Raw genomic sequence first — 13,199 nt, forward strand, 5'->3', positions numbered from 1 at the left:
GTTTACGCGCCGACTACGATCGGCCTTGCCAGAGGCGGGACGGCGGCGCTGACAGGCGCGATACCGGCTTCGAACTCTGGACGGAAGTATTTGATCGCGCTGCCCAGCGGCTCCACGGCTCCCGGTGCGTGAGCACAGAAGGTCTTGCCCGGGCCGAGGAAACCGACCAGACCCAGCAGGGTCTCGATGTCGCCCGGCTGGCCCTTGCCCTGTTCGATGGCCATCAGCAGCTTGACGCTCCATGGCAGGCCATCACGGCACGGTGTGCAGAAACCGCAGGATTCGCGAGCGAAGAACTGCTCCATGTTGCGCAGCAGCGAGACCATGTTGACGCTGTCATCCACCGCCATCGCCAGACCGGTACCCATACGGGTGCCCACTTTTGCGATGCCGCCGGCATACATTTGTGCGTCGAGGTGCTCGGGCAGGAGGAAACCGGTACCGGCGCCGCCTGGCTGCCAGGCCTTGAGCTTGAAGCCGTCGCGCATGCCGCCGGCGTAGTCTTCGAACAGTTCACGACCGGTGACGCCGAATGGCAGTTCCCACAGGCCCGGGTTCTTGACCTTGCCGGAGAAGCCCATGAGCTTGGTGCCCATGTCTTCGGAACCTTCGCGGGCCAACGATTTGTACCAGTCAACGCCGTCGGCAATGATCGCCGGCACGTTGCACAGGGTTTCGACGTTGTTCACGCAGGTCGGCTTGCCCCACACGCCCACGGCGGCAGGGAAGGGCGGCTTGGAGCGCGGGTTGGCGCGGCGGCCTTCGAGGGAGTTGATCAGTGCGGTTTCTTCACCGCAGATGTAACGCCCGGCGCCGGTGTGGACGAACAGCTCGAAATCGAAGCCGCTGCCCAGAATGTTTTTACCCAAAAGGCCAGCAGCCTTGGCTTCTTCCACGGCACGGTTCAAGTGCTTGGCGGCGGTGGTGTATTCGCCGCGCAGGAAGATGTAGCCACGGTAGGTTTTCAGTGCACGGGCACTGATCAGCATGCCTTCGATCAGCAGATGGGGCAGTTGCTCCATCAGCATGCGGTCTTTCCAGGTGTTCGGCTCCATTTCATCCGCGTTGCACAGCAGGTAGCGGATGTTGATGGATTCGTCCTTGGGCATCAGGCCCCACTTCACGCCAGTGGGGAAGCCGGCGCCGCCGCGACCCTTGAGGCCAGCGTCTTTGACGGTCTGGACGATCGCGTCCTGATCCATCTCGGCGAAGGCCTTGCGTGCAGCGGCGTAACCGTTCTTGGCCTGGTATTCGTCGAGCCACACGGCTTCGCCGTCATCACGCAGACGCCAGGTCAGCGGGTGTGTCTCGGCCGAACGCTGGATGCGGTTGGCTGGACCAAAAGATGTCAGGGTCATACGTAGCCCTCGAGCAGTTTGGCCACGCCAGCAGGCTGCACGTCGCCAAAGGTGTCGTCGTCAATCATCAGCGCCGGTGCCTTGTCGCAGTTGCCGAGGCAGCAGACAGGCAGCAGGGTGAAACGACCGTCGGCGGTGGTCTGACCCAGGCCGATGCCCAGATTGTTCTGGATTTCGCTGACCACCGACTCGTGGCCACCGATGTAGCAGACCATGCTGTCGCAGACGCGAATGATGTGGCGGCCGACCGGTTGACGGAAGATCTGGCTGTAGAACGTCGCCACACCTTCAACGTCGCTGGCCGGGATGCCGAGGATCTCGCCGATCGCGTAGAGGGCGCCATCCGGCACCCAGCCGCGTTCCTTCTGAACGATCTTCAGGGCTTCGATCGACGCCGCGCGCGGGTCTTCGTAGTGATGCAACTCGTGCTCAATGGCCGAGCGCTCGGTTTCACTCAAGGTGAAACGGTCTGTCTGGATAAGCGTGCTGTTCATGCTTAGCGGTCCACGTCGGCCATAACGAAGTCGATACTACCCAGGTACGCAATCAAGTCCGCGACCATGCTGCCTTTGATCACCGAAGGGATCTGCTGCAGGTGCGGGAAGCTCGGAGTACGGATCCGGGTACGGTAGCTCATGGTGCCGCCGTCGCTCGTCAGGTAATAACTGTTGATGCCCTTGGTCGCTTCGATCATCTGGAAGGATTCGTTGGCCGGCATGACCGGGCCCCACGAAACCTGCAGGAAGTGCGTGATCAGGGTTTCGATGTGCTGCAGCGTGCGCTCTTTCGGCGGCGGCGTGGTCAGCGGGTGATCCGCCTTGTACGGGCCTTCCGGCATGTTGCGCATGCATTGATCGATGATCTTGATGCTCTGGCGCATCTCTTCGACGCGAACCATGCAGCGGTCGTAGGCATCGCCGTTGACGGCCAGCGGCACTTCGAATTCGAAGTTCTCGTAGCCCGAATACGGACGCGCTTTACGCAGGTCGAAATCGCAACCGGTAGAACGCAGGCCGGCACCGGTGACGCCCCATTCCAGGGCTTCTTTGGTGTTGTAGGCGGCAACGCCGACGGTACGCCCCTTGAGGATGCTGTTCTGCAGGGCGGCCTTGGTGTATTCGTCGAGACGCTTGGGCATCCACTCGACGAAATCCTTGACCAGTTTTTCCCAGCCGCGCGGCAGGTCGTGGGCGACGCCGCCGATGCGGTACCAGGCCGGGTGCAGACGGAAACCGGTAATCGCCTCGATCACCGTGTACGCCTTCTGGCGGTCGGTGAAGGTGAAGAACACCGGGGTCATGGCGCCGACGTCCTGGATGTAGGTACCCAGGAACAGCAGGTGACTGGTGATACGGAAGAACTCGGCCATCATGATGCGAATGACGTCGACCTTCTGCGGCACCTTGATGCCGGCGAGCTTCTCGACCGAGAGCACGTACGGCAGGTTGTTCATCACGCCGCCGAGGTAGTCGATGCGGTCGGTGTACGGAATGTAGCTGTGCCAGGACTGACGCTCGCCCATCTTCTCGGCGCCACGGTGGTGGTAACCGATGTCCGGGACGCAGTCGACGATCTCTTCGCCGTCCAGCTGCAGGATGATGCGGAACGCACCGTGCGCCGAAGGGTGGTTCGGGCCGAGGTTGAGGAACATATAGTCCTCGTTGGCACCGGACCGCTTCATGCCCCAGTCTTCCGGACGGAAGCGCGCGGCTTCCTCTTCCAGCTGCTGCTTGGCGAGGTTGAGGCTGTACGGATCGAATTCGGTGGCGCGCGCCGGGAAATCCTTGCGCAGCGGGTGACCTTCCCAGGTCGGTGGCATCATGATGCGCGACAGGTGCGGGTGGCCTTTGAAGTCGATGCCGAACATGTCCCAGACTTCACGTTCGTACCAGTTGGCGTTGGGCCAGATGCTGGTGACGGAAGGCATGCTGAGGTCGCCTTCGGACAAGGCCACCTTGATCATCACGTCACTATTACGCTCCAGCGACATGAGGTGATAGAACACGGTGAAATCGGCGCCGGTCGGCAGCCCTTGACGCTTGGTGCGCAGACGCTCGTCCACGCCGTGCAGGTCATAGAGCATGACGTACGGCTTGGGCAGGTTGCGCAGGAAAGTCAGGACTTCAACCAGTCTGGCACGGGCCACCCACAGCACCGGCATGCCGGTGCGGGTTGCCTGCGCGGTGAACGCTTCGGCGCCAAAACGGTTGTTCAGTTCGACGACCACATCCTGGTCGTCTGCCTTGTAAGGCGGGATGTACAGAGCACTGCCTGTAGTCATGGTTATTTTTTCGCTTTCGGTCAACGTAAAGAATGAAGCCAGCTTCTCGTTACTAAGAACAGATCTGGATCAGACTTCGTCAGGGCTGCGCAGATTGGTGACTGCGATTCGCTGTTCACGGCGCTGTTCCTTCTGCGATGGCATGTCGGCGCGGTACACGCCTTGATCACCAACGACCCAGGAAAGCGGACGACGCTCCTGTCCAATCGATTCCTGCAACAGCATCAAGCCTTGCAGAAATGCTTCCGGACGGGGCGGGCAGCCAGGTACGTAGACGTCCACGGGCAGGAACTTGTCCACCCCTTGAACCACGGAGTAGATGTCGTACATGCCGCCGGAGTTGGCGCACGAACCCATGGAGATAACCCATTTAGGCTCGAGCATTTGCTCGTAGAGACGCTGGATGATCGGCGCCATCTTGATGAAGCAGGTACCGGCGATAACCATGAAGTCGGCCTGACGCGGCGAGGCCCGGATCACTTCGGCGCCAAAGCGCGCAATGTCGTGGGGCGCCGTGAAGGCGGTGGTCATTTCCACGTAGCAGCACGACAGGCCGAAGTTGTACGGCCACAGGGAGTTTTTACGTCCCCAGTTGACCGCGCCACTCAGCACGTCTTCCAGCTTGCCCATGAAAATGTTTTTGTGGACTTGATCTTCTAACGGATCGGCAACGGTTTCCCGCTGGCCAATCGGATACTGCTCGTTAGGAGCATCGGGGTCGATCCTGGTGAGATTGTATTGCATTGCCAAAGCCTCATTGTTTCAGCTTCGCCTGCCGCTTGCGACGAGCTTCCGGAGCCCAGTCAAGGGCGCCCACTCGGAACAGGTAGACAAGACCTGCCAACAGAATTGCTATGAAAACGAGAGCTTCGACGAATCCGGTCCAGCCGCTTTCGCGGACGGACACAGACCATGCAAAGAGAAAGAGGGCTTCGATATCGAAGATCACGAAGAGTATCGCGACCAGATAGAATTTGGCTGAGAGCCGCAAGCGGGCGCCACCGGTAGGTAGCATGCCCGACTCGAACGGTTCGTTTTTGCTGCGACCCCAGGCTTTTGACCCGAGGAGGCTGGAGACGCCAAGCATGAAGGCACACAGGCCGACGACACCCAGAAGGAAAATGGCAAAGCCCCAGTTGTGGGCCATGAGTCCTGTCGCTTCGGGCATGCTGGTAATCCTTAACAGAGAGCAAAGGTCTCTGAGCTTGATAAAGAAATAAGGCAGTGACGATATGTCGCAGCAATCAATCGGGCTGATTTTATGGCTAAACACCCGGCAAGTAAAATTCCAAAGGCGAAATTATTTACCGGATTAAGGACATAGCGTCTCCTGAAGGCGCTGCGGCCCATGCGTTGCGGGCATTAGCCGGTTTTCCATCAATTATGTTTTGTAGAGTTTGTAACGAACATAGTTGCGGCTAAATGATAATTGATATCGTTTGGCGTGGTTTTGTAACTGTTTAACGAGTGAGTGGCTGGGAAGTTGTCTTACTTGCGCGTTACTGCAAGTAGCGAAGCCTACCGTTTTAACGGAAATTTCTGACGCTTGTAGCGCTTCAGATCAATGTTTCGTCTCGCGGCTGACGGTAGCCCTGTGGGAGCGAGCCTGCTCGCGAAAGCGGTGGATCAGCCTCCAGATGTGCAAGCTGACTTATCGCCTTCGCGAGCAGGCTCGCTCCCACAGGGGATTTGTAGTGTCTTTGAGATTCCAACAGGCAAAAAAACGCCCCGATCCAGTCGGGGCGTCAGTCTTGCGGCTCTGCGGTTAGCTTTTTATTCGATCCGCAAAGGCCGTTTGCTCAGGTGAAGCCGAATCAGTGGAACTGTTCTTCTTCGGTCGAACCGGTCAGCGCGGTCACCGAGGACGAGCCGCCCTGGATCACGGTGGTCATGTCGTCGAAGTAGCCAGTGCCCACTTCCTGCTGGTGCGCAACGAAGGTGTAACCCTTGGCGGCGTCAGCGAATTCCTGCTCTTGCAGCTTCACGTAGGCAGTCATGTCGTTGCGGGCGTAGTCGTGCGCCAGGTTGAACATGCTGTGCCACATGTTGTGAATGCCGGCCAGGGTGATGAACTGGTGCTTGTAGCCCATGGCGGACAGTTCGCGCTGGAACTTGGCGATGGTCGCGTCGTCCAGGTTCTTCTTCCAGTTGAAGGAAGGCGAGCAGTTGTACGACAGCAGCTGGTCCGGGTATTCCTTCTTGATCGCTTCAGCGAAGCGACGGGCTTCTTCCAGATCCGGCTTGGCGGTTTCGCACCAGATCAGGTCGGCGTACGGTGCGTAAGCCAGGCCACGGGCGATCGCTTGATCCAGACCGGCACGTACCTTGTAGAAACCTTCCTGAGTACGCTCGCCGGTCACGAATGGCTGATCGTACGGGTCGCAGTCGGAGGTCAGCAGGTCAGCCGCGTTGGCGTCGGTGCGGGCCAGAATGATGGTCGGCGTGCCTGCAACGTCAGCCGCCAGACGGGCAGCGGTCAGCTTCTGCACGGCTTCCTGGGTCGGTACCAGAACCTTGCCGCCCATGTGGCCGCATTTTTTCACCGAAGCCAGTTGGTCTTCGAAGTGAACGCCAGCGGCGCCTGCTTCGATCATGCTCTTCATCAGCTCGTAGGCGTTGAGTACGCCGCCGAAACCGGCTTCAGCGTCGGCCACGATTGGTGCGAAGTAGTCGATGTAGCCATCGTCGCCCGGGTTCTTGCCGGCCTTCCACTGGATCTGGTCAGCACGACGGAACGAGTTGTTGATGCGCTTGACCACGGTTGGCACCGAGTCCACCGGGTACAACGACTGGTCCGGGTACATCGATTCTGCGGAGTTGTTGTCCGCAGCCACCTGCCAGCCGGACAGGTAGATCGCCTGGATACCGGCCTTGACCTGCTGAACAGCCTGGCCGCCGGTCAGGGCGCCCATGCAGTTGACGAAATCTTTCTCTGGACGGAAGGACGGCTTGGCACCTTGGGTCACCAGGTTCCACAGCTTCTCGGCGCCCATCTTCGCGAAGGTGTGCTCTGGCTGAACCGAGCCACGCAGGCGGACCACGTCGGCAGCGGAGTAAGTGCGAGTCACGCCTTTCCAGCGCGGGTTCTCGGCCCAGTCTTTTTCGAGGGCTGCAATTTGCTGTTCGCGTGTCAGTGCCATGGAGATAAACCTCGTCGCGTCTTTTATGAAAAGTTGTTCTGCGGTGGAAAATTCCTGCGCTCGCTGACCAGAAGCTTAGGTGGTCAAGTCGGATTCGGCGGGGTAGGCGACGGGATGAACGATGGGCTCGAGGGGAAGTGAGCAGGTAGTGGCGGACTGCGGGGCGCATGCGGGCGTCGTGGGCCTTTATACGGACAACAGCGTGAAGCCGGGTTACCTAAATACGCTTCCGTCCCTCGGGACAACTTCGTTCCAGTCGGCAACCTCGTCAAACACACCTTGTGGGCGGTACAGACACGAAACGGCTCGCGGGGTAGGTGCGAGCGGCGCTTCGAAGGCCCTTGCCAGGGCCTCTGATTAGCGGGAGCGAGGCCATCATGCCTTCGCTTTTTTTTCGCGTCAAACGTTTTGTAGTGCTTTTTTTCAAGCACTACATCTTTCGTCTAATACGACTAATCAGTCAGTTTTCGGTGCTTTAGTCCAGCGTGTCGACTTTCACCCGCAAGGTCATGTCATCGCGGCCTTGAGTCGAGTAGCTGCGGGTCAGGCCCTGTTTATCGGCCTGAGTCTGGCTGTTGACGCCCGCCAGAGTGATCCACTCACCGAGGCGCCCGGTGACGGTTGTGTCGGTGCTTTGCACGTTCACTACATCGGGACGTTCCTGGCTCATGCGGTCACGGTTGGTACTGATCGCCAGATGAACGGTCTCGCCGGTGACGCTGGCGGTGACATAGAAACCCTGGGTGACGTTGCGGTATTGGGTCTCGCTGCTGTAACCGCCGTAGGAGTCGCTCTGGGTGTTGGTGATCGGCACGCTCTGGCCAACCTGGATCAGCGCCGGAGTGCCTTCGCTGGTCTGCACTTGCTGAACGCCGCCGTTGCGGCTGGTAGTGCTGCGGCTGATGATCCGGGTCTGGCTCGGCTGGGCGCCATTGACCGCATAACCTTCGTCGCCACGGCCGTTGTTTTCGTTGGTGTCGACGGTGATCAGCAAGCGCTTCGGCGCGGTATCGAGTTGCGCCAGCAGATCCTTCAACTCCTGAATCTTGCCCGGCTCGGCTTTGATGATCAGTTGATTGCCATAAGCGCTGACCTGCCCGTCCTGGCCGATGAAATCCTGCGCCACTGGCAACATGTCAGCGCTGGTGTGGTATTTGAGGGGGACGATTTCTGTGGCTGCCAGCACCGAAAAACTGCAGCCGAGCAGCAGGGTGGTGAGCAGGGTGCGTAGGGACATGTCCGTTATCTCCGCGTTCGAAAGGCTTGATATTGCCAGTTTGTCGGCCCGGGGTGGGGCAAGTTGAATCGTAGACAGCAAAGCGCCCCGGCATCCGAAAATGGCGGGGCGTTTTGTGGTGTGCTGGCGGGCCTCTTCGCGAGCAGGCTCGCTCCCACAGTACATCTCCAGCGGACACAAATTGTGTGTCAGGCACAGATCCCCTGTGGGAGCGAGCCTGCTCGCGAAGGCCGCGCCGCGGTCTTAAGCCGAATGCCGAACCATGTCGACATGCGGAATCCCGGCCTCAAGAAACTCTTCGCTGACCAGGCTGAAACCGAGGCGTTCATAGAACGCCGTGGCTTGCACCTGAGCGCTGAGCTTCTGCTGTTTCAAACCGCGTGCTTCAGCTTCGGCGATGACCGCTTGCATCAGTGCGTCACCGACCTTCATTCCGCGCCAGTCTTTGAGCACCGAAACCCGGCCGATGTGGCCGTCGGGCAACAGCCGCGCCGTGCCGATCGGGAAGTCGCCTTCGAACGCCAGAAAATGCACGGCGGTCGCGTCATCTGCGTCCCACTCAAGCTCGGGTGGCACCGATTGTTCGGCGATGAACACCGTTTCACGAATGCGCCGGATCTCGGCGATATCCTTCTGCCAGTCTGCGACACGAACGCGAATTTTATTCATCGGCGAACCCCAGGCTTCCTTGCTTGACCAGCTCGCAGAGCAGGCTGCGACCGTCTTCGTCGCTCAGCCACTCGCCGAGGTTATCGGCGTGCAGGGCGTCAGCGGCGCAGATCAGCTTCAGCAGTTCGCGCAGCTTGCCCGGCAGGTAGCGGCTCTGGCCACTGGCGAACAGCAGCAGATCGTCATCGACTTCCGACCAGGCCAGGCGCGCGCTCGGGTTGCGGATCAGCACGGCGCCATCCTGCAGGGCGGCGAGGAAGTCCTCTTCTTCGACGTCTTCCGGGCCGACCACCAATTCGGGGTAGCGCGGCTCGGTCATGTACTGGCCGAACCAGGTCAGCAGCAGGCGCTCATCGCTCATGTGTTCGGCGAGCAGGCTTTTCAGACGATCCAGTGCATCGTGTTGGATCTGGTGCGGATCGACCGCCGGCTTGGCGTCGGCATCGGTGTAGCGCTCTTCGTCGGTCAGGAACTGGCTGAGGAAGTCGGTGAAGTGGGTCAGCACTTCAGCGGCACTCGGCGCGCGGAAGCCGACCGAGTAGGTCATGCAGTTGTCGACCGCGACGCCGCAATGAGCCAGGCGCGGCGGCAGGTAGAGCATGTCGCCCGGTTCCAGCACCCATTCTTCGGTTTCGTGGAATTCAGCGAGGATGCGCAGGTCGGCGTGTTGCAGCAGCGGGCTCTCGGAATCGCACATCTGGCCGATTTTCCAGTTGCGCTTGCCATGGCCCTGCAGCAGGAACACATCGTAGTTGTCGAAGTGCGGGCCGACGCTGCCACCCGGGGCGGCGAAGCTGATCATCACGTCGTCGACACGCCAGCTCGGCAGGAAGCGGAAGTTTTCCAGCAGTTCGCTGACTTCCGGCACGAACTGATCAACCGCTTGCACCAGCAGCGTCCACTCTTTTTCTGGCAATTTGCTGAACTCGTCTTCGGCGAACGGGCCGCGACGCAGTTCCCATGGACGCTCGCCATGTTCGATGACCAGGCGCGATTCGACTTCTTCTTCCAGGGCCAGGCCGGCCAGTTCGTCGGCGTCGATCGGGCTTTCGAAGTCAGGAATCGCCTGACGGATCAGCAGCGGTTTTTTCTGCCAGTAGTCACGCAGGAATTCGCGTGCAGTGAGGCCGCCCAGAAGTTGAAGAGGAATATCGGAATTCATATGTAACCTATTGAAAAAAAGCACTTTTCAGACGGGAATAAAAACGCCCGGCGCGGCCGGGCGTCTCAAACGGGGCAAACGGTCGATCAGATGCGTTTGGCTTGTGCCACTGCGTTGCCGATGTAGTTGGCCGGAGTCAGTTGCTTGAGCTCGGCTTTGGCTTCGGCTGGCATGTCCAGGCCATCGATGAAAGTCTGCAGCGCTTCAGGGCTGATGCCCTTGCCACGGGTCAGTTCTTTCAGCTTTTCGTACGGGTTTTCGATGTTGTAGCGACGCATCACGGTCTGGATCGGCTCGGCCAGGACTTCCCAGCAAGCGTCGAGGTCAGCGGCAATCTTCTGCTCGTTGAGCTCCAGTTTGCTGATGCCTTTGAGGCTGGCTTCGTAGGCGATCATGCTGTGGGCGAAGCCGACACCGAGGTTGCGCAGGACGGTGGAGTCGGTCAGGTCACGCTGCCAGCGGGAGATCGGCAGTTTGCTCGCCAGATGCTGGAACAGTGCGTTGGCGATACCCAGGTTGCCTTCGGAGTTTTCGAAGTCGATCGGGTTGACCTTGTGCGGCATCGTCGACGAACCGATTTCGCCAGCGATGGTGCGCTGCTTGAAATAACCCAGGGAAATGTAGCCCCAGATGTCGCGGTCGAAGTCGATCAGGATGGTGTTGAAACGCGCAATGGCATCGAACAGCTCGGCGATGTAGTCGTGCGGTTCGATCTGCGTGGTGTACGGGTTGAAGCCCAGACCCAACTCGTCTTCGATGAAGGCGCGGGCATTGGCTTCCCAGTCGATCTGCGGGTAGGCCGACAGGTGCGCGTTGTAGTTGCCGACGGCGCCGTTGATCTTGCCCAGCAGCGGCACGGCAGCGACCTGAGCGATCTGACGCTCGAGACGGTAAACCACGTTGGCCAGCTCTTTACCCAGAGTGGTCGGCGAAGCCGGCTGACCGTGGGTGCGCGACAGCATCGGCACGTCGGCGAAACGGATGGCCAGTTCGCGGATGGCGTTGGCGGTCTGGCGCATCAGCGGCAGCATCACGTCGTCACGGCCTTCGCGCAGCATCAGGGCGTGGGACAGGTTGTTGATGTCTTCACTGGTGCAGGCAAAGTGGATGAATTCGCTGACCTTGGCCAGCTCCGGCAGCTTGGCCGCTTGCTCTTTGAGCAGGTATTCGATGGCTTTGACGTCGTGGTTGGTGGTGCGCTCGATCTCTTTGACGCGCTCGGCGTGCTCCAGCGAGAAGTTTTCAGCCAGTTCGTTGAGAACGGCGTTGGCCTCGGCGGAGAAGGCTGGCACTTCAGGGATGCCAGCGTGGGCGGCCAGGCGCTGGAGCCAGCGCACTTCAACCAGAACGCGGGCACGGATCAGGCCGTACTCGCTGAAAATCGGGCGCAGGGCCTGGGTTTTGCCGGCGTAGCGGCCGTCAACAGGGGAAACCGCAGTGAGCGAAGAGAGCTGCATGGGGTGTTCTCGGACAGTCGGGCAACGAAATGGGGCGCGTATCATACATGAAAAAATCCGCCGGTCCGTCGCCAACTGACCGGCGTATTACGCGTTACAGACTACAAAGCCTTCATGACGCGGCGTTTACTCGCTGCGCATCAACGGATAAAGCTCTTTAAGCAACTTGCGGCGGCTGATCACCAACTGCCAGCGATGACCACCGAGCTGACGCCACAGGCGCGCCGAACGGATACCCGCGAGGAGCAGGGCGCGGATCTTCGAGGCATTGCTCGGCTGCTGCAGGTTGCGCATGTCGCCGTGCACCTGAATGCGCTGGCGCAGAGTGCTCAAAGTGTCCTGGTACAACGCACCGCAAGCGGCGACGACGTTTTCGTGGGCCGGGCCAAAATGCTCCACCTGCGACTGAATCTGCGGCAGGCGTTTGGCGATCGTCTCAAGCATGTCGTCACGCTTGGCCAGTTGTCGCTCCAGACCGAGCATCGACAGCGCGTAGCGCAACGGCTCGCGCTGCAAGGTGCTTGGATCGCGCTCCAGCGCGCCGATCAATGCGCGGTAACCCTCGCGCAGATTGATGTCGTCGCCACCGTACACGTCCAACGTATCTTTCGGATCCCGTACCAGCAGGCTGCCGAGCATGCAGCTCAGGCCCGCTTCGTTGGTCTGGCCGGTCTTGGCGATGCGATCGACCAGTACGGCGGCGAGAAATACACCGCCCAGCGCTGTCAGTTGCTCCTGAGTCGGGCTCATGCCTGGCCGCTCCACGGCTCGGCCACTTCGATCACGCCGCCGCCGAGGCAGATTTCTCCGTCATAGAAAACCACCGACTGGCCCGGCGTTACCGCGCGTTGCGGTTCGTCGAACACGGCGCGATAGCCGCTGGCGGTTTTTTCCAGGGTGCAGGCCTGATCGCTCTGGCGATAGCGCACTTTCGCCGTCAGGCGCAGCGGCTGGCTCAGATCAATCGGGTTGACCCAGTAGATTTCCGAAGCGAGCAGGGCGCTGGAGAACAGCCATGGATGGTTGTTGCCCTGACCGACGATCAGCTCGTTGGTCTGCAGATCCTTGCGCAGTACGTACCACGGCTCGTCACCGGCATCCTTCAAGCCGCCGATTCCGAGGCCCTGGCGCTGGCCGATGGTGTGGTACATCAAGCCGTGGTGACGGCCGATCACTTCGCCTTCGGTGGTTTTGATCTCGCCCGGTTGTGCCGGCAGGTATTGCTTGAGGAAATCGCTGAAACGCCGTTCGCCGATGAAGCAGATCCCGGTGGAATCCTTCTTCTTGGCGGTGGCCAGTTCGTATTTCTCGGCAATCGCGCGGACTTCAGGCTTTTCCAGTTCGCCGACCGGGAACAGGGTCTTGGCGATCTGTTCGCCGCCGACGGCGTGCAGGAAGTAGCTCTGATCCTTGTTCGGATCGAGGCCTTTGAGCAGTTCGGTGCGGCCGTCGATATCGCGGCGGCGCACGTAGTGACCGGTGGCGATCAGGTCGGCGCCGAGCATCATCGCGTAGTCGAGAAACGCTTTGAACTTGATCTCGCGGTTGCACAGGATGTCCGGGTTCGGCGTGCGCCCCGCCTTGTATTCGGCGAGGAAGTGCTCGAACACGTTGTCCCAGTACTCGGCGGCAAAGTTGGCGGTGTGCAGCTTGATACCGATCTTGTCGCAGACAGCCTGAGCATCCGCCAGGTCGTCCATGGCGGTGCAGTATTCCGTTCCGTCGTCTTCTTCCCAGTTCTTCATGAACAGGCCTTCCACTTCATAACCCTGCTCGATCAGCAGAAGGGCGGAAACGGAAGAGTCCACGCCGCCGGACATGCCGACAATGACGCGCTTCTTGGATGTGTCAGAAGGGGCTGGATCACGCATAGGGATTCAATGAGTGTCTTGGAA

General features: G+C 60.1%; 12 protein-coding genes. All 12 read right to left on the bottom strand.

The window, feature by feature from the left end:
- Positions 1 to 2: 2 nt before the first annotated feature.
- The 12 genes from nuoF to mnmA all read right to left on the bottom strand — a co-directional run bounded on the left by nuoF (position 3) and on the right by mnmA (position 13,175).
- The gene (gene nuoF, locus KVG85_RS03955; protein ID WP_024013417.1) at positions 3 to 1,358 is read right to left on the bottom strand and encodes an NADH-quinone oxidoreductase subunit NuoF; all 1,356 of its coding nucleotides are present in this window, start codon (positions 1,356 to 1,358) and stop codon (positions 3 to 5) included.
- Positions 1,355 to 1,852, bottom strand: coding sequence for an NADH-quinone oxidoreductase subunit NuoE (nuoE, locus tag KVG85_RS03960; protein ID WP_003223804.1), 498 nt, complete (start codon positions 1,850 to 1,852; stop codon positions 1,355 to 1,357). Before nuoE ends, nuoF begins: the two co-directional genes overlap by 4 nt.
- 2 nt (positions 1,853 to 1,854) lie before the next feature.
- Entirely contained in the window at positions 1,855 to 3,639 is a 1,785-nt protein-coding gene (gene nuoC, locus KVG85_RS03965) for an NADH-quinone oxidoreductase subunit C/D (RefSeq protein WP_042609213.1), read from the bottom strand.
- A 69-nt stretch (positions 3,640 to 3,708) separates the two neighbouring features.
- Positions 3,709 to 4,383, bottom strand: a complete 675-nt coding sequence (locus tag KVG85_RS03970) for a NuoB/complex I 20 kDa subunit family protein (RefSeq protein ID WP_016775278.1) — start codon at positions 4,381 to 4,383, stop codon at positions 3,709 to 3,711.
- A 10-nt stretch (positions 4,384 to 4,393) separates the two neighbouring features.
- Positions 4,394 to 4,807 (bottom strand): NADH-quinone oxidoreductase subunit A, encoded by a 414-nt coding sequence (locus KVG85_RS03975; protein WP_217863031.1) that lies wholly within the window; start codon positions 4,805 to 4,807, stop codon positions 4,394 to 4,396.
- A 646-nt stretch (positions 4,808 to 5,453) separates the two neighbouring features.
- On the bottom strand, positions 5,454 to 6,779 hold the full coding sequence (gene aceA / locus KVG85_RS03980) for an isocitrate lyase (protein WP_016775277.1): 1,326 nt from the start codon (positions 6,777 to 6,779) through the stop codon (positions 5,454 to 5,456).
- A 475-nt stretch (positions 6,780 to 7,254) separates the two neighbouring features.
- Positions 7,255 to 8,016, bottom strand: coding sequence for a secretin N-terminal domain-containing protein (locus KVG85_RS03985; protein ID WP_217863032.1), 762 nt, complete (start codon positions 8,014 to 8,016; stop codon positions 7,255 to 7,257).
- 243 nt (positions 8,017 to 8,259) lie between these two features.
- Entirely contained in the window at positions 8,260 to 8,685 is a 426-nt protein-coding gene (locus KVG85_RS03990; protein WP_016775275.1) for a GNAT family N-acetyltransferase, read from the bottom strand.
- Positions 8,678 to 9,847 carry a ribosomal protein uL16 3-hydroxylase gene (locus KVG85_RS03995; protein WP_016775274.1) on the bottom strand — a complete coding sequence of 390 codons (1,170 nt, stop codon included), beginning with the start codon at positions 9,845 to 9,847 and terminating at the stop codon, positions 8,678 to 8,680. Before KVG85_RS03995 ends, KVG85_RS03990 begins: the two co-directional genes overlap by 8 nt.
- Before the next feature lie 86 nt (positions 9,848 to 9,933).
- Complete coding sequence (purB, locus tag KVG85_RS04000) at positions 9,934 to 11,304, bottom strand: adenylosuccinate lyase (protein ID WP_217863033.1); 1,371 nt, start codon at positions 11,302 to 11,304, stop codon at positions 9,934 to 9,936.
- Positions 11,305 to 11,430: 126 nt separating this feature from the next.
- Complete coding sequence (gene hflD / locus KVG85_RS04005; protein ID WP_039763308.1) at positions 11,431 to 12,054, bottom strand: high frequency lysogenization protein HflD; 624 nt, start codon at positions 12,052 to 12,054, stop codon at positions 11,431 to 11,433.
- Complete coding sequence (gene mnmA / locus KVG85_RS04010) at positions 12,051 to 13,175, bottom strand: tRNA 2-thiouridine(34) synthase MnmA (RefSeq protein WP_071172900.1); 1,125 nt, start codon at positions 13,173 to 13,175, stop codon at positions 12,051 to 12,053. The genes hflD and mnmA overlap by 4 nt, the downstream gene beginning before the upstream one ends.
- Positions 13,176 to 13,199: the final 24 nt, after the last annotated feature.

Origin of the sequence: Pseudomonas triticicola, assembly GCF_019145375.1 — a bacterium.
GTDB classification, from domain to species: Bacteria; Pseudomonadota; Gammaproteobacteria; order Pseudomonadales; family Pseudomonadaceae; genus Aquipseudomonas; species Aquipseudomonas triticicola.